Annotated in this window: 23 protein-coding genes; 6 read left to right on the top strand and 17 right to left on the bottom strand. The window is 68.8% G+C overall.

Annotation, left to right across the window (positions count from 1 at the left end; translation table 11 throughout):
- Positions 1–72: 72 nt before the first annotated feature.
- The 11 genes from AC3CH1_RS02120 to AC3CH1_RS02170 all read right to left on the bottom strand — a co-directional run bounded on the left by AC3CH1_RS02120 (position 73) and on the right by AC3CH1_RS02170 (position 11,050).
- Complete coding sequence (locus tag AC3CH1_RS02120) at positions 73–213, bottom strand: hypothetical protein (protein WP_265603060.1); 141 nt, start codon at positions 211–213, stop codon at positions 73–75.
- Positions 210–1,043 (bottom strand): sugar phosphate isomerase/epimerase family protein, encoded by an 834-nt coding sequence (locus tag AC3CH1_RS02125; protein ID WP_488461265.1) that lies wholly within the window; start codon positions 1,041–1,043, stop codon positions 210–212. Before AC3CH1_RS02125 ends, AC3CH1_RS02120 begins: the two co-directional genes overlap by 4 nt.
- Positions 1,040–2,188: a dihydrodipicolinate synthase family protein gene (locus AC3CH1_RS02130; protein ID WP_488461266.1), complete on the bottom strand. Its 1,149-nt coding sequence runs from the start codon at positions 2,186–2,188 to the stop codon at positions 1,040–1,042. The genes AC3CH1_RS02125 and AC3CH1_RS02130 overlap by 4 nt, the downstream gene beginning before the upstream one ends.
- Entirely contained in the window at positions 2,185–3,339 is a 1,155-nt protein-coding gene (locus AC3CH1_RS02135) for a Gfo/Idh/MocA family protein (RefSeq protein WP_488461267.1), read from the bottom strand. Before AC3CH1_RS02135 ends, AC3CH1_RS02130 begins: the two co-directional genes overlap by 4 nt.
- A gap of 110 nt (positions 3,340–3,449) precedes the next feature.
- Positions 3,450–4,403: a formylglycine-generating enzyme family protein gene (locus AC3CH1_RS02140; protein ID WP_488461268.1), complete on the bottom strand. Its 954-nt coding sequence runs from the start codon at positions 4,401–4,403 to the stop codon at positions 3,450–3,452.
- Between the two features lie 104 nt (positions 4,404–4,507).
- Positions 4,508–5,410, bottom strand: coding sequence for a Gfo/Idh/MocA family protein (locus AC3CH1_RS02145; protein WP_488461269.1), 903 nt, complete (start codon positions 5,408–5,410; stop codon positions 4,508–4,510).
- The gene (locus AC3CH1_RS02150; protein WP_265603054.1) at positions 5,407–6,258 is read right to left on the bottom strand and encodes a carbohydrate ABC transporter permease; all 852 of its coding nucleotides are present in this window, start codon (positions 6,256–6,258) and stop codon (positions 5,407–5,409) included. Before AC3CH1_RS02150 ends, AC3CH1_RS02145 begins: the two co-directional genes overlap by 4 nt.
- Positions 6,255–7,157, bottom strand: a complete 903-nt coding sequence (locus tag AC3CH1_RS02155; protein WP_488461270.1) for a carbohydrate ABC transporter permease — start codon at positions 7,155–7,157, stop codon at positions 6,255–6,257. Before AC3CH1_RS02155 ends, AC3CH1_RS02150 begins: the two co-directional genes overlap by 4 nt.
- 142 nt (positions 7,158–7,299) lie before the next feature.
- The gene (locus tag AC3CH1_RS02160; RefSeq protein ID WP_488461271.1) at positions 7,300–8,550 is read right to left on the bottom strand and encodes an ABC transporter substrate-binding protein; all 1,251 of its coding nucleotides are present in this window, start codon (positions 8,548–8,550) and stop codon (positions 7,300–7,302) included.
- Positions 8,547–10,010 carry a sulfatase family protein gene (locus tag AC3CH1_RS02165; protein ID WP_488461272.1) on the bottom strand — a complete coding sequence of 488 codons (1,464 nt, stop codon included), beginning with the start codon at positions 10,008–10,010 and terminating at the stop codon, positions 8,547–8,549. Before AC3CH1_RS02165 ends, AC3CH1_RS02160 begins: the two co-directional genes overlap by 4 nt.
- On the bottom strand, positions 10,007–11,050 hold the full coding sequence (locus AC3CH1_RS02170) for a hydroxyacid dehydrogenase (RefSeq protein ID WP_488461273.1): 1,044 nt from the start codon (positions 11,048–11,050) through the stop codon (positions 10,007–10,009). The genes AC3CH1_RS02165 and AC3CH1_RS02170 overlap by 4 nt, the downstream gene beginning before the upstream one ends.
- Before the next feature lie 122 nt (positions 11,051–11,172).
- Between AC3CH1_RS02170 and AC3CH1_RS02175 the strand changes: the two genes are divergently transcribed.
- Genes AC3CH1_RS02175 through AC3CH1_RS02185 form a run of 3 tightly spaced genes read left to right on the top strand, consistent with a single transcriptional unit; the run spans position 11,173 to position 13,063 of the window.
- On the top strand, positions 11,173–12,339 hold the full coding sequence (locus AC3CH1_RS02175) for an ROK family protein (protein WP_265603049.1): 1,167 nt from the start codon (positions 11,173–11,175) through the stop codon (positions 12,337–12,339).
- Positions 12,336–12,752, top strand: coding sequence for a YidH family protein (locus AC3CH1_RS02180; RefSeq protein ID WP_265603048.1), 417 nt, complete (start codon positions 12,336–12,338; stop codon positions 12,750–12,752). Before AC3CH1_RS02175 ends, AC3CH1_RS02180 begins: the two co-directional genes overlap by 4 nt.
- Positions 12,749–13,063, top strand: coding sequence for a DUF202 domain-containing protein (locus tag AC3CH1_RS02185; protein ID WP_488461274.1), 315 nt, complete (start codon positions 12,749–12,751; stop codon positions 13,061–13,063). Before AC3CH1_RS02180 ends, AC3CH1_RS02185 begins: the two co-directional genes overlap by 4 nt.
- A gap of 76 nt (positions 13,064–13,139) precedes the next feature.
- Here AC3CH1_RS02185 and AC3CH1_RS02190 read toward each other — a convergent pair whose 3' ends face one another.
- Positions 13,140–13,685: a helix-turn-helix transcriptional regulator gene (locus AC3CH1_RS02190; protein WP_488461275.1), complete on the bottom strand. Its 546-nt coding sequence runs from the start codon at positions 13,683–13,685 to the stop codon at positions 13,140–13,142.
- 509 nt (positions 13,686–14,194) lie between these two features.
- Positions 14,195–14,515: a peptidoglycan-binding domain-containing protein gene (locus AC3CH1_RS02195; protein WP_265603045.1), complete on the bottom strand. Its 321-nt coding sequence runs from the start codon at positions 14,513–14,515 to the stop codon at positions 14,195–14,197.
- A gap of 1,040 nt (positions 14,516–15,555) precedes the next feature.
- Here AC3CH1_RS02195 and AC3CH1_RS02200 point away from each other — a divergent pair.
- Positions 15,556–16,377 (top strand): XRE family transcriptional regulator, encoded by an 822-nt coding sequence (locus AC3CH1_RS02200; protein ID WP_488461276.1) that lies wholly within the window; start codon positions 15,556–15,558, stop codon positions 16,375–16,377.
- Between the two features lie 440 nt (positions 16,378–16,817).
- Here AC3CH1_RS02200 and AC3CH1_RS02205 read toward each other — a convergent pair whose 3' ends face one another.
- The 4 genes from AC3CH1_RS02205 to AC3CH1_RS02220 form a co-directional block, all read right to left on the bottom strand.
- On the bottom strand, positions 16,818–17,195 hold the full coding sequence (locus AC3CH1_RS02205) for a VOC family protein (RefSeq protein WP_265603043.1): 378 nt from the start codon (positions 17,193–17,195) through the stop codon (positions 16,818–16,820).
- The gene (locus AC3CH1_RS02210) at positions 17,192–17,599 is read right to left on the bottom strand and encodes an SgcJ/EcaC family oxidoreductase (RefSeq protein ID WP_488461277.1); all 408 of its coding nucleotides are present in this window, start codon (positions 17,597–17,599) and stop codon (positions 17,192–17,194) included. The genes AC3CH1_RS02205 and AC3CH1_RS02210 overlap by 4 nt, the downstream gene beginning before the upstream one ends.
- A complete protein-coding gene (locus tag AC3CH1_RS02215; RefSeq protein WP_488461278.1) occupies positions 17,586–18,233 on the bottom strand; it encodes an MPN domain-containing protein in 648 nt (215 codons plus the stop codon). The genes AC3CH1_RS02210 and AC3CH1_RS02215 overlap by 14 nt, the downstream gene beginning before the upstream one ends.
- A gap of 377 nt (positions 18,234–18,610) precedes the next feature.
- Entirely contained in the window at positions 18,611–20,050 is a 1,440-nt protein-coding gene (locus AC3CH1_RS02220) for a sigma-70 family RNA polymerase sigma factor (protein WP_488461279.1), read from the bottom strand.
- 602 nt (positions 20,051–20,652) lie between these two features.
- Between AC3CH1_RS02220 and AC3CH1_RS02225 the strand changes: the two genes are divergently transcribed.
- Positions 20,653–21,660 (top strand): ABC transporter substrate-binding protein, encoded by a 1,008-nt coding sequence (locus AC3CH1_RS02225; protein ID WP_488461280.1) that lies wholly within the window; start codon positions 20,653–20,655, stop codon positions 21,658–21,660.
- Between the two features lie 66 nt (positions 21,661–21,726).
- Positions 21,727–22,488, top strand: a complete 762-nt coding sequence (locus tag AC3CH1_RS02230) for a class I SAM-dependent methyltransferase (RefSeq protein WP_265603038.1) — start codon at positions 21,727–21,729, stop codon at positions 22,486–22,488.
- The last annotated feature ends 1 nt before the right edge of the window (position 22,489 follow it).

Here is a 22,489-nt window from a genome sequence, read left to right on the forward strand (position 1 = left end):
GGTCGACCTGGTCCAGTCGGGCGGGTGAGCCGGTGGGCACCACCTTGAGCGGCCCACCGGTGAGGGGTCGGCTCAGCCTCGGTCCTCGCCGGAGAAGTCTCCGGCGAGGACCTTCGCTGGTCGCGGGATGCGGTGCGGGGCGCGGGCGTGTTCCGTCTGCGCTGCTGGGGAGGTGAGCTGGGAGGAGTCCGAGGCGATGGCGCCGGACTTCATCGACCGGCCACGTGGGCCAGGTGCCGTTCGACGACCGTCTGGAGGGTCCGATCGCCGGGGGTGTCCCAGATCTGCTCGTTGAAAATCTCGACCTCGATCCACCCTGCGTAGCCAGCCTCGGCGACCTGCTGGGTCAGAGTGCGGAAGTCGATGTGTCCGTCCCCGACATGGCCCCGCCCCAGGAGGGCGTCAGCCGGCAGGGGCAAGGTCCAGTCGCAGACCTGATAGGAGGCGATACGCGGTCCCGCACGTTCGATCTGTCGCGGAAGCTCCGGATCCCACCACACGTGGTAGCTGTCGACGACCACGCCCACCTGGTGCACCGGGTGCTGCTCGGCGATGTCCAGCGCCTGGGCCAGGGTGGACACGACGGCCCGGTCCGCGCAGAACATGGGGTGGAGCGGCTCGATCGCCATACGTACCCCGAAGTCGTCGGCGTGTGGAGCGAGTTCAGCGATCAGATCGGCGACGCGAGCCCGGGCGCCCGCGAGGTCGCGAGAGCCTTCCGGCAGGCCGCCCACCACCATGACGAGGGTGTCGGTGCCGAGCAGCGCCGCCTCTTCCAGCGCCGCGAAGTTCTCGGCGAGGGCCGTCCGGTACGCGTCCGGTCCATCGACGGTGAGGAAGCCGCCGCGGCAGAGGCTGCTGACAGCCAGGCCTGCGTCGCGGACCAGCTTCGCCGCCTCGGCGACTCCCGTTTCCGCGACCTTGTCCCGCCACAGGCCGATCGCCGGGACGCCGGCGTCAACGCACCCCTGGACCGCTTCGGCGAGATTCCACCGCTTGGTGGTGATCTGATTGAGCGACAGGCGCCCAAGAGCGGCGTTCACGCTTCCACCCCTGCCAGGGAGAGGAACTGGCGCATCCGGTGGACGGCGAGCTCCGGGTCGGGAAGGATACCGGCCGTGTCCGCGAGCCGGAACAGTTCGGTCAGATGAGGAACGGAGCGGTTGCTCTGGGCGCCGGCGACCATGGTGAAGTGGCTCTGATGGCCGGCCAGCCAGGCGAGGAAGACCACCCCGGTCTTGTAGTGGTACGTCGGCGCTGCGAACAGATGCCGGGCCAGGGGCAGCGTCGGGGTCATCAGCGCGTCGTACCGCTCGGTGTCGTCCGCGTCCAGGGCACGCAGCGCGGCAGCCGCGACCGGAGCGATGGGGTCGAAGACCCCCAGCAGCGCGTCGCTGTGACCGGCCTCGTCCCCCCGTACGAGCTCGGGGTAGTTGAAGTCGTCACCCGTGTACAGGCGTACGCTCTCGGGCAGCGCCCGGCGGAGCTCGATCTCCCGGCCGGCGTCCAGGAGAGACACCTTGATGCCGTCGACGCGCGGCGCGTTCTCCCGGATCAGGTCGAGCACCGTGTCCGTCGCGTCGTCCAGGCTCGCGCCGCCCCAGTAACCGACCAACGCCGGATCGAACATGTCGCCGAGCCAGTGCAGAATCACCGGTTGCGCGGCCGAGTCGATGACCTCGCCGTATACGTGAAGGTAGTCATCGGGTCCCTTGGCCGCCGCGGAGAGCGCGCGGCTGGCCATCAGGACCGGCTGTGCGCCGGACTCCTCGACCACGGCCAACTGCTCCCGGTAGGCGCCGATGATGTCACGCAGGGTGTGGTCGGCCCCGGCGAGGTGGTCGGTGCCGACACCACAGGCCAGGAGCCCGCCGACGGCGCGCGCCTCCGCTCCGGACCGGGTGATGAGCTCACGGGTGGCGGGCCAGTCGAGGCCCATTCCGCGCTGGGCGGTGTCCATGGCGTCGGCGACGCCCAGGCCGAGGGACCACAGGTGCCGTCGGAAGGCGAGCGTGGCGTCCCAGTCGACGGCCGCCGGCGCTCCGGGGCTGTTCTGGCCCAGAGGATCGGCCACCACATGGGCGGCGGCGTAGACGCGGCGGGAAGTGATCGGGCGGTCGGGCGCGGCGAGCGCGATCGGTGTCCGGAGGCGGTGGACACCGCCCGGGAGGCGCAGTTCGAGTGTCATCGGATCTCCAGCGCGGGGACGTCGAGCCGACGGCCCTCACGGGCGGAACGCAGCCCGAGCTCGGCGAGCTGGACGCCCTTGGCGCCCTCCAGCAGGTCCAAGTGGTACGCGGAGCCGGTGACCACGTGCTTCAGGAACAGCTCCCACTGCACCTTGAAGCCGTTGTCGAACGCGCCGTTGTCCGGGACTTGCTGCCACTGGTCGCGGAACGGTTCGGTCACCGCCAGATCGGGGTTCCACACCGGCTTCGGCGTCTGCGAGCGATGCTGGACGCGGCAGTTGCGCAGGCCCGCGACGGCGCTTCCCTCCGTGCCGTCCACCTGGAACTCGACCAGCTCGTCCCGGTCCACCCGCACGGCCCAGGAGGAGTTGATCTGGGCCGTGATGCCGCCCTCCAGCTCGAAGAAGCCGTACGCGGCGTCGTCCGCTGTCGCCGCGTAGCCGTGGCCCTGCTCGTCGACCCGCTCGGGGATGTGGGTCGCGGTGTGCGCGTACACGGACCGGACCTCGCCGAACAGGCCGTCGAGCACGTACCGCCAGTGCGGGAACATGTCGAGGATCATGCCGCCGCCGTCCTCGGCCCGGTAGTTCCAGGACGGCCGCTGGGCGCTCTGCCAATCGCCCTCGAAGACCCAGTAGCCGAACTCTCCCCGTACGGAGAGGATACGGCCGAAGAATCCGCTGTCGATGAGCCGCTTGAGCTTCAGCAGGCCGGGGAGGAACAGTTTGTCCTGCACCGCCCCGTTGCACACTCCCGCCGCGCGTGCCAGCCGCGCCAGTTCCAGGGCTACGTCGAGGGATTCGGCGGTCGGCTTCTCGGTGTAGATGTGCTTGCCCGCAGCGATCGCGGTCCGTATGGCCTGCTCCCGTGCCTGGGTGACTTGGGCGTCGAAGTAGATCTGGGCGAGCGGGTGGGCCAGGGCCTCGCCCAGGTCCGTGGTCCAGTGCTCCAGACCGTGCCGGTCGGCCAGTTCCTTCAGCTTGTGGGCGCTACGGCCGACGAGGATGGGCTCGGGCCAGATGACGGTGCCGTCGCCCAGGGGCAGGCCGCCCTGTTCACGGATGGCCAGGAGGGAGCGAACCAGGTGCTGGCGGTAGCCCATGCGGCCGGTGACACCGTTCATGACGATGCCGATGACATTGCGGGACATTTAGGCGTGTCCTTCTTCAGTGAGGTGATGGCGCCCGAGCCGATCACCCACGGAGGAAAGTGCTTGCTCTCAGGTGGGCGGAGCCCGGACGACGGGAATCGGGGGCGCGGTCAGTCGACTGCGGTCACGCAGCGGAAGCCGATGTTGCCGGCGCTGCTGTCCGGGGTGTTGGAGCTGCGGGCGTCGACGCGGTAGCGGAAGCAGTAGCTCTCGTGGCAGAGGTAGGACCCTCCGCGCATCACTTTGCGGTCCCCGCTCGGTGGACCGGTGGGATCGGTCCGGGGGCCGGTGGCGTGCCATGTGGGGTGGAACCAGTCGGCGCACCATTCCCACACGTTGCCGCAGGTGTTGTACAGCCCGTATCCGTTGGGTTCGTAGGCGTCGGCCGGCGCGGTGCCGAGGTAGCCGTCCTCGCCGGTGTTGCGTGCGGGGAACTCTCCCTGCCAGACGTTCATCCGGTGTGCGCCGCCGGGTTCGCGCTCCTCTCCCCACGGATAGCGGGCCCGGGCCAGGCCGCCGCGGGCGGCGTACTCCCATTCGGCCTCGGTGGGCAGGCGCTTGCCTGCCCACTTCGCGTAGGCGCGGGCGTCACGCCAGGTGACGTGGACCACCGGGTGGTCCATGCGGGCGGCGATACCGGATCCGGGGCCCTCCGGGTGGCGCCAGTCCGCGTGCGCGACCTCCCGCCACCACGGTGTCGTCGGTACGGGGCGACCGTGGTGTGCACCCTCGGGGAGCAGGCCGGCGAAGACGAAGGACGTGCCGAACCGTTCCGCCAGCGTCACCCAGCCGGTGGCGTCGGTGAACTCGGCGAACGCCTTGTTGGTGACGGTCGTGGTGTCCATCAGGAACGGCGCGAGGTGGATCTCACGCACCGGGCCCTCGCCGTCGGCCGCGTACCCGTCGCCGGCGTCCGTACCCATGAGGAAGGTGCCACCGGCGAGGTGCGCCATGTTCCGACGTTCTACGGCATCCTGTTTGCGCGCTGACGGCGCGTCCGGCACACGGGGCTCCGGCCCTGCCGCAGTGGCACGGCTTGCGGAGCAGCACGAGGTCTGGAGCATCGGGGCAACACCTGATTCGGTACGGACGGTTGACGGAAGGGCACGCCCGGGTGAGGGGGGTCGCTCTGCCGTCAGGTACGGAGAGAAGTAGGGAGAGAAGAGGGTCAGCCGGGCAGCGTGACGGGCACGCCTGCTGCACGGCTGCGGCGGGCGGCCTCGACGATGGCGACGATCTCGGACACCTCGGCCAGGGGGACGTTGGGAACGCCACGTCGGCAGGCGTCCACGATCGAGGTGAGCAGGCCACTGAGCATGGGCGGCCCCGCCTCGATGGTGAAGTGGCGGTCTCCGGCCGGGCCGCTCAGGCGTCCTGTGGTGAGCGGAGACCATTCCTCGTCCCCGCCGAGCGTCGCGATCCGTCCGTCGGACCAGGTCAGCGTGGTGCCCCCGGTCGACGACGCGTCGACGCCCACGCATCCAGGTCCGAGTGCCGCGACGGCGAGGTCGACCAGATGCACGCCGTACCAGTCGAGGACCGGGTGCCCCGGCTGGGTGGGCAGCGGACCGGTCAGGTCCACCCGGTCGATCCGGCCGGAGCCGACGGCGTCGCGGAATTCGGAGGTGAAGCGCTTGGGCGAGCCGGCCAGCGGCAGACATCCGGACGCGGAGGCGCAGCTCAGCATGTGGCGGGCGTCGCGCGTCGTGAGTGCGAAGCGCGTGTCGACGTAGACCGGCTTCCCCAGCGAGGCAAGCCGCGTGAAGTACCCGGCGTGGGTCCGGGCGTCGGAGGCGACGACGAGCAGGGCGTCGCAGTGCTCGGCCACCTCCTCGGGGCTTGCCCGCAGGGAGACTCCGAGAGTCGTCACCTCTTGGGCGAAGGAGTCGATGCGGTCCCGGCCGAGTGGGAAATCCGCGGCTGCCTCGCCCTTCCAGGCGGCGGTGATCGTGCCGCCGGGGACGGTGCCGGTGACTCCGTCACCGAAGAGGCGGATGAAGGAAGGCGCGTGCGGCGAGTCGACGCCGATGAGTCCGAAGCGGAGCGGAGCGGCAGGCGAACCGGGGATCATCCCTTCACCCCCGACGAGGTGATGCTGGCGACGATGTGCCGTTGCAGCAGGATGAAGATGACGAGGCACGGGATGAAGCTGACGAACGCGGCGGACATGATGCCGGCCGTCGACACGGTCTCGGTGTGCAGCGTGGCGAGTCCGACGGTCAGGGTGCGGGCCTCGTCGCTCTGCCCGACGATGAGGGGCCAGAGCAGGTCGTTCCAGTGCCACAGGAAGACGAAGATGGCGAGCGTGGCGAGCACGGGACGGATGAGGGGCAGCACGATCCGGGTGAAGGTGCGCCACTCCCCCGCCCCGTCGATGCGGGCCGCGTCGAACAGTTCGTCGGGCAGGTCACGGACGAACTGCCGGATGAGGAAGACGGCTTGCGCGTTGGCGAGGGTGGGCATGATCAGCCCCCACAGCGTGTTCACGCCGTCCATGCGGGCGACGAGGATGAACGTGGGGATGAGCGTCGCCTGCATCGGCACCATCAGAGTGGCGACGATCGCCCACAGCATGGCGTTGCGACCGGGGAACCGCTTGCGCACGAGGGCGTAGGCGGCCATGGACGCGGTGAGCAGGATGACGACCACGGAGACGGCCGAGTAGACGAAGGAGTTGAACAGCCAGAGCGGGAATTCGCCGACCTCGAAGATCCTGGTGATGTTGTCGAGGGTCAGGGAGTCGGGGATCGCGTGCGGCAGCGTCGGGGCGCCTTCGGGCGAGAGGGCGAGGACGACGACGGTGAGCAGCGGCGCGACCGTGAACAGTGAGATGACAGTCAGGGCTGCGGCGGGCAGCCACTTGCGTGGCCGGTGGGCACGTGTCCGCCGGGAGGCGACAGCCGAGGTGGAGGTGGTCACTTGGTCTCCTTGCCTTCGACGAGGCGCCGCTGGATGAGGGACAGGATCAGCACGATGACGAAGAGGACCATGCCGATCGCCGCCGCGTAGCCGAAGTCGAGGAACTTGAAGCCCTCGTCGTAGAGGAAGTAGATGAGGCTGTGGCTTGCCCGGTTGGGGCCGCCGCCGGTCATCACGTAGATGGTGTCGAACACCTGGAAGCCGATGATCGTCTCGATCACGAGGACGAAGAAGAGCACCGGTTTGAGCAGGGGCAGCGTCACGTGCCGGAACGCCTGCCAGCTGCTCGCCCCGTCGATGCGCGCGGCTTCGTGCACCTCCGCCGGCTGCGCTTTCAGTCCGGCGAGGAAGACGAGCATCGAGTATCCGAAGCCCTTCCAGACGGAGACCAGGGCCAGGCAGGCGAGCACCAGGAGCTGGTCGCCGGTCAGGAAGGGCACGGGGCCGAGTCCGATTCCGCCGAGGGCGGCGTTCAGCGGACCGTCGGTCGCGAAGATCCACGACCAGATGATGCCCGCCATGACGAAGGAGCTGAGGTAGGGCAGGAAGAGCACCGCCCGGAACGTGCCGGTGAACCGCACCAGTTTGTTCAGGAGCAGCGCGCCGACGAGGGAGACGACGATGATGAGCGGTACGAAGATGAGCACGTAACTCATCGTCACGCCGAGGCTCTTCCAGAAGTGCGGGTCGGAGAAAAGACGTGTGTAGTTCTCGCCCCCCAGCCAGGTGACGTCGCCGTTGAGGCGGTAGCGCGTCATGCTCATGGCACCGGCGCCGGCGATGGGGAAGAACTTGAAGACGGCGAAGATGACGAGCGTCGGCAGCACGAAGAGGATGCCGGCCATCGCCTCACGGCGCCGCAGGCGGCGGGCCGCGGGGTTGCTGGGAGTGTGGTGCATGGGTGCAGGATGGCGGAGCGGTCGGCTGTCCGAGGCTTTGCTCGGAGGTGTGTGCACGGACATGGCGGCCTATCAGCGTGGAGGAGGCGGGTCGGGTGGAGCGTGTGGTCCCGGGGCCGGGCCGCACGCTCCACCGAGCAGGTCAGGACCGGGCGAGCAGCGCGCGTGACTCCTCGGCGGCCTTCTTCAGTGCCTCCTTCGGTGAGAGGTCACCGCCGAGGGCCGCCTGGATGTACGGGGCGAGAATGGCCATCACCTGGCGGGCGGCAGGAGAGGGCTCCCCGGGGTTGGCGTCCTTGAGTGCCGCGTTCAGAACCTCGAAGTCGGGGCCCCTGCCCGGTGCCTTCACATCGGTCCGGGTCGGGAAGTTGCCCGCGGCGGTGTTGAGGGACTCCTGCGCCTTGGGCGAGCTCAGGTGGGCGAGCACCTTGTAGGCGGCTTCGCGGTTCTCCTCTTCGTTGATGGAGGTCAGGGAGAGCAGACCGGGGTTGCCGTAGGTCGCCCGCACCTCGCCCTGGAGCGGCGCGCCGAGGGACACGTTCTCCTCCCCCAGTGCCGCTCGCATCTGCGCCAGCTCCGGCAAAGAGGTGACGGGACGCAGCGCGACCTTGCCGGCGGCGATCGGGGCGCCCTCGACCGCGGGGCCCTCGGTGGCCGCGTCGACGGGCAGGCCCTTCATCTTCTTGAGGTCGACGAGGAACTGGAGAGCGGAGACGCCCGCGTCCGAGTCGAAGGCGATGTCCTTGCCGTCGTCGGTGAAGACGGTGCCGGCGGCCTGCCAGAGGAGGGGGTAGAACGACATGTTCAGGGTCTGCTCCGGGCTGCCGGAGTAGTCCATGACGGCGATGCCCTTCTTGGCGAGCACCGGGGCGGCCTTGCGCACGTCGTCCCAGGTCCTGGGCAGTTCGAGTCCGGCGTCGGCGAAGATCTTGGTGTTGTACGCGGTGGTGTTGATGTTCTGGAAGAGAGGCACGCCGTAGAGCTCGTCGTCCAGCGTGGCCGCCTTCAGGGTCTCCGGGAAGAATGCCTTCCGCTGGTCGTCGACGGCGTCGCCGACGGGCAGCAGCCCCCGCACCTTGTGGTAAGTCGCGGCCTGGTCGGGGGTGATGAGCACGATGTCGGGGCCGGAGCCGGCGGCGAGCGCGGCGGAGATCTGTGCGTCCCGCTTGTCGAAGGTCTGCAGCTCGATGCTGAGATCGATGTCGGGGTTGGCCTTCTCGAAGGCGGCCTCGGTCTGCGCCCAGTACTTCTTGCTCGCGGCCTCGTCCTTGATCACGGGGTACATCCACAGCGTCACCTCGGCCTTGCCGTCCCCGCCGGAGCCGGAGCAGGCGGTGAAGACGAGTGAGGCGGTGGCGGCCAGTGCCGCGAAGCGGAGCGGTCGTGTCCTCATGCTGTTTCTCTTTCTCTGGGCGGTGCGACGCTACGGCCCACGGCGGTGGCGGGACGGTCGGCCGAGGCCGGTGCGGGGGAAGGGAGCTCGCCGGACTGTTGCGCGGTGGCGTGTGCCGCGTGGGTCAGCGCGGTGAGGGTGTCGTGGTGGCGAGGCTGAAGCGGGTTCGGGTTCAGGAGGGGGTCGTCGGTGTCGTGCATCCAGCGGAGCAGGGCCGCGGCGAGCTCGGCCCGGACGGAGGCGAGTGCGGGGTCGAGGGCGAGGTTGTCGCCTTCGTGGGGGTCGTTCACCAGGTCGTACAGCTCCAGTACGGGGCTGGAGCCGAGGGTGGGGCCGTTGAGGGCGGCGGGCAGGCTGCGGTGCACCCAGGACTGGGTGGGGTCCATTGCCAGCGGGGCGTTGGCGAAGTTGGCGACGAGCTTGTGCGAGGCGGACCGGACGGCGCGCTTGGGGTCGTAGTAGATGTGGTGGGTGAGCTGCCCGAACGTGTGGGTACAGGCGGGTCGGCCCTGTTCGACCACGGGGACCAGGCTGGTGCCCTGGCAGTCCCCCGGGTGGGGCAGGCCGACGAGTTCGAAGAGGGTGGGCAGTACGTCGACGTGGCTCACCTGGGCGTCCACGCGGCGCTCCCGCCATGCGGGCCGGCCGGGAGCACGCATCAGGAGGGCGACTTCCAGCCCCGGGTCGTACAGCGTGCACTTCGCCCGGGGCAGCGGCAGCCCATGGTCGGTGGTGAACACCACGATGGTGTCGTCGCTGAGACCGAGCTCGTCGAGACGTGCCAGGATGCTGCCGACTCCCTCATCCATGTGCCGTACGGCCCCCTGGAGTTCGGCGATCTCCTCACGGGAGCCGTCGTCGTCGCGCAGGTAGGGAGGGACGGTGAGCCCGCGTGAATCGTCCGCGGTCACGGAGTCTCCGAGGAAGCCCATCACTCCGGGGCGGTCGCGCGCCGACGGTGTGCGGTGCGGTTCGTAGAAGCCGACCTGGAGGTAGAACGGGGCGTCCGACGTGGCGACGCGGTCGAGGGCTGCGACGGTGCGCTCGACGACCGTGTCACGGTCGCCGCCGGTGCGGACCCGGTCGAAGCCAAGGCGTCCGGCAACGACGTCGTCCGGCAGGACCCGGGATTCGTGATGCACGCCGATGAGTTCGGTGGTGTATCCCGCCGTGCCCAGACGGTGGGCGAGATGCGTCGAAGGATCGGTGAGATCCCATCCGAAGGGGTCGTGCGTGAGGCCGAGGACTCCGTTGGTCTGCGGATAGGTACCGGTGAACAAAGAGGCTCGCGCCGGGCTGCAGTGGGGCGCGGTCGCGAACGCCGCTTCGAAGAGCGTCGACTGCGCGGCGAACGCGTCCAGGTGCGGGGTGACGACCGTGGGGACCTCGTAGGCCCCTAGGAACCGCCCCAGGTCGTGGCAGTGGAGCAGCAGGATGTTGCGTGCCGTGGTCGTGGTCATCCCATCCTCGCCAAGTCCTCGCGCGTCAGCGCGTGCTCCAGGGGCTCCCCCGCCAGGTGGCGGCGGATCTCGTCCACGACGATCTGTCCGGCACGCTGCCGCGAGTCGCTGGTGGCGCCGGCGAGGTGCGGTGTGAGCAGCACGTTGGGCAGGCCGCGCCAGCGGTCGTCGACGGGCAGCGGCTCGTGGTCGAAGACGTCGAGCGCCGCGTCGATCCGGCCGGACGCGACCGCGTCGAACAGCGCGTCCATGTCCACGAGGGAGGGCCGGGCGGTGTTGACGAACCGGGTGCCGTCGCGCATCGCCGCGATCTCGTCGGCGCCGATCATGCCGTGCGTCTCCGGGGTGGCGGGGGCGTGCACGGCGACGACGTCGCTCGTCTCCATCAGCTCCCGCAGCCCGACGGTGGACGCGGCGAGCGGATCACCGGGCGGGACGTAGGGATCGTGGACGCGCACCTCCGCGCCGAGGGCCCGAGCCATCCGGATGTAGTGCCTTCCGGTGCGTGAGGCGCCGACGACTCCGATCCGGGCGCCGCTGATCTCGCGCGCCCGCCCGGTCCCGGCGGCCGTCGCCCAGCTGTGGCCGGAGCGCAAGGCGTGGTCGTGCCGGTGGGTGCGGCGCAGGAGGGACAGGGTGAAGCCGAGCGAGAGCTCGGCCACGGCGGGAGCCATCGCAGCTCCCGCCTGGGAGACGGGCAGTCCGGTGGCCCAGAAGTCGTCGCTCACGAGCCAGTGGATCGAGGAGGCGGCGTGCATGACGAAGCGCAGGTCGGGGGCGAGGCTGAGGCGGTCGGCGTCGAGCCGGGGGAAGCCCCAGGCGGTGACGAGAACGTGCACGCCGTCGAGCGCCCGGCGAAAGGCGTCCATGTCGTGCAGTGCGGCGGGTTCGCACTCGGTGACCTCGCCGAGAGCTGCCAGGGCGCGGAGTGTCGGCGGAGGGAAGAACGCTTCCCGCTCCGCCGGGGGGACGCTGAGAAGGATCCGGATGTGCGAGCCGTCGGGCCGTTGGCCCTGGCCCACTCCGAGGTGGTGACTCATGCCGTGGAAGCTAATCACCGTGTTAACTTCTGTCAATGACCGAATAAATTAGAGTGTTGCTCCCCGCCCTGACGAGGGAGACCCTTTCCGTGCTGATCGATCACCAGAAGGAACCGTCACCCATGAGGCCACGCGCCGGGAGCAAAGCCCTGATCCGCGAGATCAACGAAGCCCTGGTCCTCGACGTCGTCCGCGCCCACCGACCGGTGGCCCGGGCACGGATCGCGGCCGAGACGGGACTGAGTCCGGCCACGGTCACCGGTATCACGGCCCGGCTGCTCGGTGCGGGGCTGCTCACGGAGGCCGAGGCCGTACGCAACACCGGCGGCCGGCCCGCGCGGCTTCTGGACCTGGGGAGCGACGCGGTCCTCGCCGCCGGCGTCAGGCTGTCGGCGACGGAGGCCTACGTGGTGCTGGTCAATCTGCGCGGAGACGTCGTCGCCTCCCACCAGGAGCCGCTCGCCTCCACGGACCCGCAGGACGTCGGCGAGAGCGTCGCCCGTGCGATGCGGCTCGCCGCTGAGGGCAGGGCCTCCTCCGCCCTCATCGGCGTCGGCGTCGCGGTGTCGGGCGTCGTCGACCAGCAGTACGGCCTCGTCCGCCACAGCGGATCGATGGGCTGGGAGAACGTACCGTTCCAGCGCCGTCTCGCCGCCCTGATGGAGACGCCCGTCATCCTCGACAGTTACGTCAACTCGGTGGCCTCCGGCCTGCTGCTCTTCGACGGCAGACTGGCCGGCCGCAACCTGATGATCTTCAGCGTGGGAACGAGCCTGGGCGTGTCCGTGGTGGTGCAGGGGCGCATCCACCGCGGCTTCAGCGGCACCGCGGGCGGGTTCGCGCACTCGTGCGTCGGTACGGGGACAGGTCGCCCCTGTCACTGCGGCGCCCAGGACTGCCTGGAGACGTGGGCCAGCCACTGGGGCATCCAGCGCGAGCTGGAACGGCGCGGAGAGACACCCGCAGGTCTCGCCGGACGGGACGACGACGTCATCGCGAGCGCTGCCGACCGACTCGGCGTCGCCGTGGCCAACTCGGCCAAGATGTTCGGCCCGGAGCGCGTCGTGATCGCCTTCACTCCCGAGATGAACGTGCCGGCCCTCACCGCCCGGACCGAGCAGGTCTTCCGTAGCCAGTACACCCACAGCACCACCCCGCCCCCTTCCTTGGAACTCGCCGCGACGGGTCCTTCCGACCACGCCTCCGGCGCCGCCTACACCGTGCTGGCACAGCTCTTCACTGCCAGCACGTCCGACGCGGACACCGGCGGCACGGCCGCAGCGGGATGATCCGGAAGCGAGGGGAGCGACGCCCGCGTCGCTCCCCTCATCACCTGAGGCTGTGGTTCTCCCCGGAGCTCATACGCGACGACGGCGACACCCCTGATTACCGCTTCTCGCTCGCCAATGAACGAACGTTCCTCGCGTGGATCCGGACCGCGCTCGCGCTCATCGGCGGAGGCTTCGCCGTCGACCAGTTCCTCCCGGACCTCGCCGACGCGGTGCGCACGGGGCTGGCCCTGGCGGTGATCGGCACCGGCGCGCTGTGCGCGCTGCGGGCTGTGCACCACTGGGTCCGCTGCGAGCGGGCGATCCGCAAAGGTGAGGACCTGCCCGCGACGGCTTTCCCGGCGGTGCTGTCCGTCCTCGTTACCCTGGTATCACTCGCTGTGGTGGCCGTCGTGGCCATGGGCGGTGCATGACCACGCCTCACACCCGTGACCCCGGGCTCCAGCCCGAACGCACGCGGCTCGCCTGGCGGCGCACCACCCTGACCTGGACAGTCACCGCAGCGCTGGTCGGCCGCCAGGCTCTGACGTCCGATGCCCTTGCGCCGACGCCCCTCCTCGCGGGCACGGTCGCCGCGCTGCTTGCCTTCTGGCTCGTCGCTCACCGCCGCATCGCTGCCCTGTGCCGCGCCGAGACGCCACGTTCCATGAGGCCGAACACGGCGGTGGTCGCAAGCGCCGCCGTGCTGGCTCTCGCGGCACTTACCGCCGCCCAGCTGCTTTGAATGAACCGGGCACGCTCCCACGAGGGTGCGCCGTTTCGGGGCCGATCATGGCGCGAGTGGCAGCGGCGATCGGCGGCTACGGATCGTCCAGGAGTCTGCCCTTGAGCGCGTCACGGTGCGGGAGCCCGAGCTTGCGCAGAACACTGGCGACATGGTGTTCCACGGTCCGCGGGGACGGGAACAGGGCTTGTGCTATCTCGCGGTTGCCGACTCCTTCGGTGAGATACCGCGCGACCTGCCGCTCGCGTGGCGACAGGGCCGAGCCGTAGCCCCGGCGCCCGCGCCTGTTCGGCTGCACGTGCCCGAGAACGCGCAGGGCGTGCCGACACCGGGCGGCATCGTGCTCAGCTCCGAGTACGGCATACGCGTCGGCGGTGTCGGAGAGGCCGGAGATGCTGTCGTCGGACGGTGCTGAGGATGCGCGCAAGCGCAGGGCGCGCTCGGTGGCCCGAAGGGTCTCGTAGGGGCGACCGATACGCCGGAACGCCTCGGCGGCCTCGTCACATCGCGAAGCGGCTGTCCCAGGGGCGTCAGCCATGGCGATCAGGGCCTGGCAGAGCAGCAGCTCGGCGTGCGCCGCAGGCAGATCGCGTCCTCCCGTCAACTGTTCGAACCGGGTCACCAGGGCTTCGGCATCGGTGCGATGCCCGCCGCCTGGTTCACCGTTCTCCCCACCACCGTGCGAGGCCGTTGCCCGCCCTCACGGTTGGTTCCGGACTCCGTGATGAACATCCCGGATTTGCACAGGGATGATTCACAGCGCTTCTCACGACGGTGAAACTGACGTGCACGTGCAGTGCCGGTGGTGGTCGACAACGAAACGTCTCCAGCAGAAGGGGTCGCCCGGTGGTGTGTCTGTACCAGATCTCCGCCGAGCACGGCGCCTCCCGTGGGGGCGTATGACCTCAGTTACCACGGTGACGAGAATCGCTCCAAGACGTCGCGACTTGTTGTGGGTCGCCTTGCGGTGAGCGGCCTGCCGAGGCAAGACCTTGTGACGCGACATCGTTTCTCCTCGTCGATCTTCGGAGGGACGAACTGCTGGGGACACAGCAGGAGACCCAGGCGGCGAAGAGCGACAACAGAAAGTTGTACGGAGTTTCTTTGCTGACGGGTGTTTCGTCTGTCGCTTCACTCGCCGCTCCGCTGGTCGTTACCGGCGGCGCCATCGTCCTGGAGCTGCGGGTGGGGCGACTGTGTCTCCGCTTCAAGACGCGCACGCGTACCGGGGCCGTAGTGCCCGGGACGGTCGGTCTCGATGCTGCGGGTCCGCTGGTACTGTCCGACCGCCAGGGCGAGGTCAATTCCGTACTTGGCGTCGATCGGGCCCTGGTACGCCGACAACTGCGTCAGCCTCAACTGCAGCTCCTCCACGGCCGCGCCCGTGGCCCCGAATCGCAGTGGCTCGGCGGATGGTGAGGGCAGTCGTGTTTCGCGTGGCTGTTCCGTCATGGTCGGAGCGGGAGAGGCAGAGGGCGACGGGCTGATCGACGGCTCGGCGGAGGCTGAGGGCTTCGAGCGGGAGGACGCGGTGGTGGGGGCGGCGGGGACGGCGGTGGATGTCCGCCGAGATGCCGACTCCGAGGGGCCTGGGGGCGGGGTCATTGAGAAGGACGGGCGCGGCTCCTCACCCGCCGTTGCCGGTTCGTGGTTGTCGGTCATCAGAAGAACACCCACGACCACCATCCCGGCGGCACCGGCCGCCGCGACCAGGAGAGCGACGGTCCGGAGCGAGATACGGCCGGAGTTACGGGCCCGCCCAGGGCGAACCGACCGGTCGGCGGTGCTACCCGGCACGCGCCGCAGCCTCGGACTCGTCCCGGCGTCCCCCTGTGGCTGGGCAACCGCGCCGGGCGCGTGCTCCTGCGGATGCTCGACGAAGACGTCGCATTCGGCAGCGCGCCGCAGGTCCGGAAAGAGCGTTGGGGGAACTCCCTCGGAGCCCGTCCGTTGGCCGGCCTGCCGCGCACGGCGCAGTTGTGACACGGCACTCCAGACGCAATCACACTCCGGCCCGCCGGGCCAGTGCGGCCCGAGGTCCGTACCGCACTCGGGACATGTCGTACCCGCCAGCGAGGGCCCTCCCTTGTCAGGGCCCTCGGCACTGCGCTGGAAGTCTCGGTTCACCTCGGTCAACGGTCCTCCGTAAGCCGGCGGCTTCGGTAGCAGGCCGCAAGGTGCCTGGATGCGTGGCTCGCAGCATCCGGACACCGGTGAGTGGTGGGCCAGGTCATGGCCAGGGGAACCGCCCGCCCGGTTTTCGTTGTCGGGCCGACCTTGGCCTGTCTCCGAAGCGTGGACGCCCGGGCCGGCCCGGTCCGGGCGCAGGAGGCACGAAAGGCGGGCAGCCGATGCTCAGCACGATGCATGACGGTTACGACGCAACGGAGTCGTCCACTGTCGTCTCCGGTGGCAGCGGAGACGCCGCGGACGGCGCGTTTCCAGCAACACTGCGGACAGCGTTGCGCAGGAGCGGGCTGCCGTTGGACCGCGTGAGCGAGCGTCTGCGAACCCAGGGGCTCTTCGTCAGCCCGGCGACGCTGAGTAGTTGGCAGCGCGGTCACCGTCGTCCCGAACACGCACGCTCGCTGCGCGCCCTGGACGCGCTGGACGGGTTGCTCGGCCTGTCGGACGGCACGCTGCGCTCTCTGCTCGGTCCTCGGAAGCCTCGTGGCAGGGTCGCGGACAGTCCTCGGCGGAATCCGGGCCCCCACGGCCACGTGCAGACGGCCATGGGAGACGGGCTGGCTGCCGTACTGCGTAACGCGGACCAGCGGACGCAGGCACTCGTCGCCAACGAAGTGGTCAAAGTCGGGGCGGACGGCGCGGTGACTGCGGTGGCGTCGACCACCGTCCTCCGGGCACATCGACACGGAGCCACCCGGGCAACTTTCGCTCATATTATCGACCACGAGGCAAACGAGCCCCCACACATCAGTGTCACTTCCGGATATGTAGAACGAAGCGTGTACATGAAAGACCTGAACCTCCTGGTCATCGATGTTCATTTCGGCCATGTGCTCGCCAAGCTCGCCACAGAAGTCACCAGTTACACCATCGAGGTCACGCCGTCAGGCAACCCGTCAACGCATTACGGCCGTTGGGAGGGATCACCAGTGCGCGAATATCTCCTGGAAGCCCGATTCCATTCCTCTGCGCCACCGAGATCCTGCAGGCACGTCTACAGCGAACAGATCGGAGCCTCACCCCTGACAGAGAAGTGCCTGGCGATGAACGCTCCGGACCGCGCGCATTTTCTGGTTACGCGGTGCGCGCCGGGCGTGCACGGCATGGCATGGGGTCTTGCCGGATGAACGAGGGCAATCTTGGCTACTCGCCCAGAGTTCCCTACATACCTTCCGTACGGCGACAGCGTTGCGGAGAATCGAATATCCGTGGGCCCCGGCATCCTGTCCGGATGCATCACTGGGGATACCTGCCGGGCCGCCACGACATTCTCACCCCGCAGCACGCACTCTGCCTTATCTGAAAACCCGGCGACAAGGTCGTCCGGCCCTCGGCTTCTCTACAAAGTCCGGGGACAACTGTGGAGGGCTGCTCGGCGTTCGCAGTGGATGTGCACGTTCGGCCCTGGCCATCGCGGTCGCAGTGTCAGGTCCGGGATCCTCACGACTGCGTCCGCGGCCGATTGGTACCGGCTGACGTCGCACGAGGAGGCGACCAACAGGTCGGCCGCGGTTCCCGGTTGGGACCCGCGGCCGACAGTGCTGTTCCGGTATCCCGACACTGCTGGTCAGCTCTCGCGCTCCGGCGGCAGGAACCCGTGCTCCGACAGATCGAACCAGTTCCCTTCCGGGTCCGTCGCCCGGTACTCGGCGAAGGGGCGGTTGCCGCTGCGTCGCTCAGGGCGGGGGGCACCACGAGCCGTCATGAGGTCCATGGTGTCTTCGACATCGGCGACCTCGAAACCGAAGTGGTTGAACCCGGCAGGTATATCCGAGTCGAGGCGCTGCTGGATCAGGGCCAGATTGATGTATCCGTCGGTGAGGAACCGGCTGCCGTCCGGATCCGCGTGAAACTGCTCCATGCCCAAGGTCTCTCGATAGAAGGCAGCCGTAGCGGCTGCGTCCTGAACGACCAGGGCAAGGTGGCGAAGGCGTGGGCGCGTCATGAGCGTTCTCCCGTGGGCGGGGGGAGCTCGACATCGCTGAACTCCATGTTATGGAAGGCGGTGATCGTCCAGGCGCCGGCCGTACGGATCACGAGGGCCTGCGCGTGGGTGGCGTATCCCGACGGACGTATCAAGGTGACGACATGGACCAACCATGTGTCGTCAGCCACTTCACGGACCGGGCGGACGTCGGCCTCCAGCCGGGTGCCGCGGTGGACGGTGGCGAAAAGGTGAGCGTGACGGTCCACGACCTGTTGTCGGCCGTGGAGTTCCTCGCCCCGGACCGTCACGAAGTCGACGTCCTCGGCGAAGACGCTGCCGAACAGCACAGCGTCGCCCGAGCTCCACGCTTCGGCCATGGTCCGCCACACGGCGCGCAAGGAGACGTCATCATGCACGGTCATCACCGATCCCGGGGACCCGGGCAGGCCGGCGCAGTCGGAGGGCGACAGCCCGGCAGTCCGCGTCCCAGGCCGACAGGGCATAGCAGTAGATTCCGTCGTCGCGTTGGAGGTAGCAGACCACGTTCACCGGCCAGGCCGTGTTGCGGAACACGTAGGCGTCCATCTCCGTCGGCTGCTCGTCCAGCGGATGCACGCGGGCCGCCTCCGGACCGATGCGGTGCCAGTCGGGATGCATGTGTATGGACCCGAGCACGTCGAGCCCGCCGCTCTCGCCCTCCCTCGTGATCCGCAGGAGGTCCTGCGGGTCTAGCCACCAGGCCCGCACCGGGTTCTCGTAGGCGGGCCCGAACCGCGGCACGATGGACTCCTGGAACTCCGCCCGGGCGCTCGGGTGGACACCGCGGACGTTTTCGCCGAAGGCCACGTCCTCCACGAACCACTGTCCCCTGTCGCCTGTTCCCAGGAGGACGGCGAAACATGGCAGGGGATCGCACGGAGTGATGCGGTCGTAGACGTCCGAAGCGACTTCCAGAAAGGTGTCGAGAGCCGCCGCGGAGAACAACACCGAGGACGGAAGATTCATTTCGTCGAAGCCCTGCAACAGCTGCCCGACCGCCGTACTGCCCTCGGCCATCAAGACGTCCCGGCCCACGCCAGGAGGCCGGGACTCTGGATGCCGACGAATCGCGGTCCGCCTGCGTTCCGTTCCCCGAAGATCACAGTCCCGGAAAGGCATTTGCTCACAGCAGACTCCTCTATACCAAAACGTGGGGGTGGCCAAGGAGGCCTTCATGTCATTTCTTGAACATGCCACTTGAGCATAGAGAAACGCTTTGTTGACTGGCAACGGCGCAGGGCAGGGATGCCGCCGGAAGCTTTTCGATTTTGACCGTTGTTTCGCTGCCTCGAAAAGGAGTACACCCAGCGCGACGTGAACGCTCACGTGCTGTATCCACCGTGCTGGATGACGCGCGCGTCGGCGCTCTTTTCATGTGGCCCCGCAGCTGCATATCAGCTCGGCGTGGCGAGAACCTGAGCCCAGTACGGCCCGCTCGGCGACTCGACGCGACCTACCCCCACGTGTCGGTAGGCGCAGTTCACAAATTGCGGGTTCTGGCCTGATTCTCGCATCCATCTGTCCACGGCGGCCTCCGGGTTCCGCGGACCATGGACGAGGGTCTCGCCGACGGCGGACCACGCGTATCCGGCACCGCGCACGCGTTCGGCGGTGTCGCGCCCGGCTGAATCCGTGTGATCCACGCGCCGGTGCGCCGCCATGTCCGCGGCGTGCCGCTCAGCAACCCCGGTGAGACGGGCGTCCACGATCAACTCCGCACACCCATTGCGTTTCCTCAGCGCGTTGACCTGCTCGACCAGTCGCCGCTGCGGTGGCGTTGCCGCGGCGGGCGGGGCAGAGGGCCGCGACGGGGGCGGCGGCGAAAACTCGACTTCCGCTCTGGCGCTGGGAAGGGGCCTCGCGGCTGGTGCGGCCGTTCGAGGAGGCGGGGCGGCGGTACGCGTCGGCTCCGCGGGCGGTGCGGTGACGCTCTCTCGGGGCGACGGCCACATCAGCAGTGCGACCGTGACCGCTGCCGCCAGCGTCACGGCCCCGGCCGTGTACGGCAGAACGGCTCCTGCGGCCTGAGACTGCCCCTGTCGGGCCGCCTCACGGACCGTTTCCCAAAGAGCCGTGCCGGCGTACAGGGGCACAACGAGGCCGATCCCCGCGAGAAGCCCCTCCAGCGGCACCGCGCCTTTGACCCCGTCGCCGCACTGATCACAGCCGCGCACGTGACGCGCCAGTCGCTTGCGCCACAACGGCCGCGGTGCACCGTCCCACGTCGCGATCAGCGACGCCAGCCCAGAGCACCGAGCTTCCACGCGCAACGCCCGGACCACGACGCGCGCCGAATCCAACTGTTCCTTCAACCGCTGTACACGTACTGCGGTATGACGGGTCGACAGCCCTAGCGCGGCCGCCAACTCCGCGCGAGTCAACATCCCGGCGGCTTCCAGCCACCACAAAGCAAGCGCCTCCTGGTCGGAGTCGTCCAGCCACCGAGTCGCCTCCGCCGCCTCCCGCCGCTGCCCGGACAACCCAAGCCGCAGGATCGTCAGTTCAGCGAAATCCAGGGTCGGATCGGGGAGGCGCTCCGCCTCCGCCAACGAAACTGCTTGCGACTGACGAAGCGCCCAGCGATTGCGTATCTGGTTCATGGCTATGGCGATGAGCCACGAGCGGAACCTGGATGCATCCCGGAGGCCGGGCAGACCGTCCAGCGCGCGCAGCATGGTCTCCTGCACCACGTCATCGACATCGCCATGCCCGTTCAGCGCACGGCCGACCACGTTGTACACCAACGGGAGACTGTCGGCCGCCAGCCGCTCACGCGCGGCAGGGTCGCCGCGACGGGCAGATAGCACCGTTATCTCGCTGATCGCACCATTCACCGAGTTTTTTCACTCTCTGTAGGAGGCGCTGTGCCGCACGCACGCCACCCCGGGCGATGCACGGATACGCGGAAACCGGTTCGCGCGCCCCGTGGACCCTCAGCGCCGACCGTGGCGGGCAGGCCTCCGCACCAGTGGCACTTTAGTCACTAACCAAAGCGTTAACCAAGGGTGCACCGAGGGGTAGCCGGGAGACATGCTCGGATGCATCGGCACGGGCAGGCCAGCAACGCGCGAAGCCAGCTCTTGGGACAGAAGCAACAGCGATCACGCTATTTGAACATGGCTTCCATTATCAAGCCGATCGCCCACCATCCGGTAGACCGCCCAACCTCCGAGTCTCCGATTCCGAGTCGGCAGACCAGGCGGGCCCCAACACCCAAAAAAGGGGGCAGCATGCCCGCACGCATGGCGAGGACCCTGAAGTGACGTGCAACACATCGTGGACCATCGCCCACCACCGGCGAATATCCCGCCAGGGCCCAACTCGGATACCAAGCGTGCTGGTGACGATACGTCAGGACCAGCTCGCCGCACCCACCCCCTGTCGCCGAGCCTCGAACCGGCCACGAGCGGCTGGATTGCGGCTATATTCCATGAACATGAAAATCACTTCCATTAAGGGTTCGGTAGGTGCCCTCCTACTCGTCTCCGGGCTCGCCGCCTGCGGCACTGATGGCGCCAGTTCTCCGGAACGCACGTCTGCGACACCTCAGCCCGGTGCAGTCATCCGCAGCTGTGGGACAGAAGTGGACGTGCCTCGTCCCCCTCGGCGGGCCATATCTTTGGAGCAGAACGCTACGGAGATCATGCTCAGCCTGGGGCTGGCGGACAGGATGGCCGGCACCTCCTACCAGACCGACCCGGTGCTCCCCGAACTGTCCGACCAGTACAAGAAGGTTCCGGTGCTCGCGGGTCAGTACGCCGGCCACGAGTCGACGCTTGCCGAGGAACCGGACTTTCTCTATTCCACGCTCTCCTCGGCGTTCGCGGCCGACGCCGCAGGCCCCCGCGCCGACTGGAAGAAGCTCGGCGTCCCGGCGTATCTCTCCGTCCACGACTGCGAAAAGCCCGGGCTGACGCCTGACGAAGTGCGCTTCGAAGCCATCTTCAACGAGATCGAGGACATCGCCACCGTCTTCGGTGTCCGGCAACGTGGGGAGAAGGTCGTCGAGGGTCTGCGTACCCGGCTCGACCGAGCGGTGTGCGAGGTTCCCAAGAATATCGACGCGGACCTGATGTGGTACTACTCCGGCACCACAACCCCTCACATCGCCGGGCATGGCGGCCTTCCCTCCACGGTCAGTGACCTGACGGGACTGGACAACGCCTTCGACGACCTGGAACAGAAGTGGCCCGAGGGCAACTGGGAGGAGATCGCGGAGCGCGATCCGGACGTGATCGTCCTGGCGGACCTGACGCGCGGAGGAGACGGCGACAGTGCCGCGGCGAAGAGGAAGTTCCTCCGCACCCACCCCCTCACCTCACGCCTCAGCGCCGTGCGGGAGAACCGGTTCATTGTGGTGCCCGGCTCTGCCATGGACCCCTCCCTTCGCAGCGTCGGTCTGGTGGAGGAGCTCAGCAAGGGCCTGGCAAAGCTCTACGGCTGACACCGCCTACCTGCTTCCGCCCCGGTAACACCGCCCCGACCCTCCTCCAGAACTGAGGCCACACCTATGACCGTAAATGCCCTCTCCCCGCGCGGCCTCCTGGAACGCTGGGACAGCCAGCAATCCGCCTACGTCGCCCACCGGGAGCAGCGCTTCCAGTCGATGCTGGACGTGCTGCGTCTACACCTGAGCGAGCCGTTCCATGTCCTCGACCTCGCTTGCGGTCCCGGCTCCCTGGCCGACCGCGTCCTTACCGCCTTCCCTCAGGCGCGGGTCACGGCTGTCGACTACGACCCCGTGCTGCTGCGTCTGGCCGGCGCGGTGCTCGCGGAGCACGGCGACCGGGCCACGGTCCTGGACGCCGATCTCGTACGGGCCGGCTGGGCGGAGCCGCTGGCTGGCCAGAGGATCGACGCCGTCGTCTCCTCCACCGCCCTGCACTGGCTTTCCCCCTCCCAACTACTGGGCGTCTACACCGCACTCGCCGACCTCCTGCCCGCCGGAGCCCTGTTCCTCAACGCCGACCACCTGCGCTACGGACCCGGCAACGACACCCTCAAAGACCTGTCCGCACGTCATGATGCCGAGGTGCAGCGCGCCTCCTTCACCGCCGGGGCGGACACGTGGGACGCCTGGTACGAACTGGCGACCGCCCAGCCAGGGACAGCCCCGTTCGTCGCCGAACGTCGGCTGCGCTTCGCGGACCGCCCCCCGCAGCCGCACTCCCCACTCCATTTCCACCTCGCTGCCCTCAGCACCGCCGGCTTCGCCGAGGTGGGCACGGTGTGGCAGTACCTCGACGACTACGTGGTCTTCGCGCGACGATGAG

Source organism: Streptomyces sp. MGP-P1 (assembly GCF_057766565.1).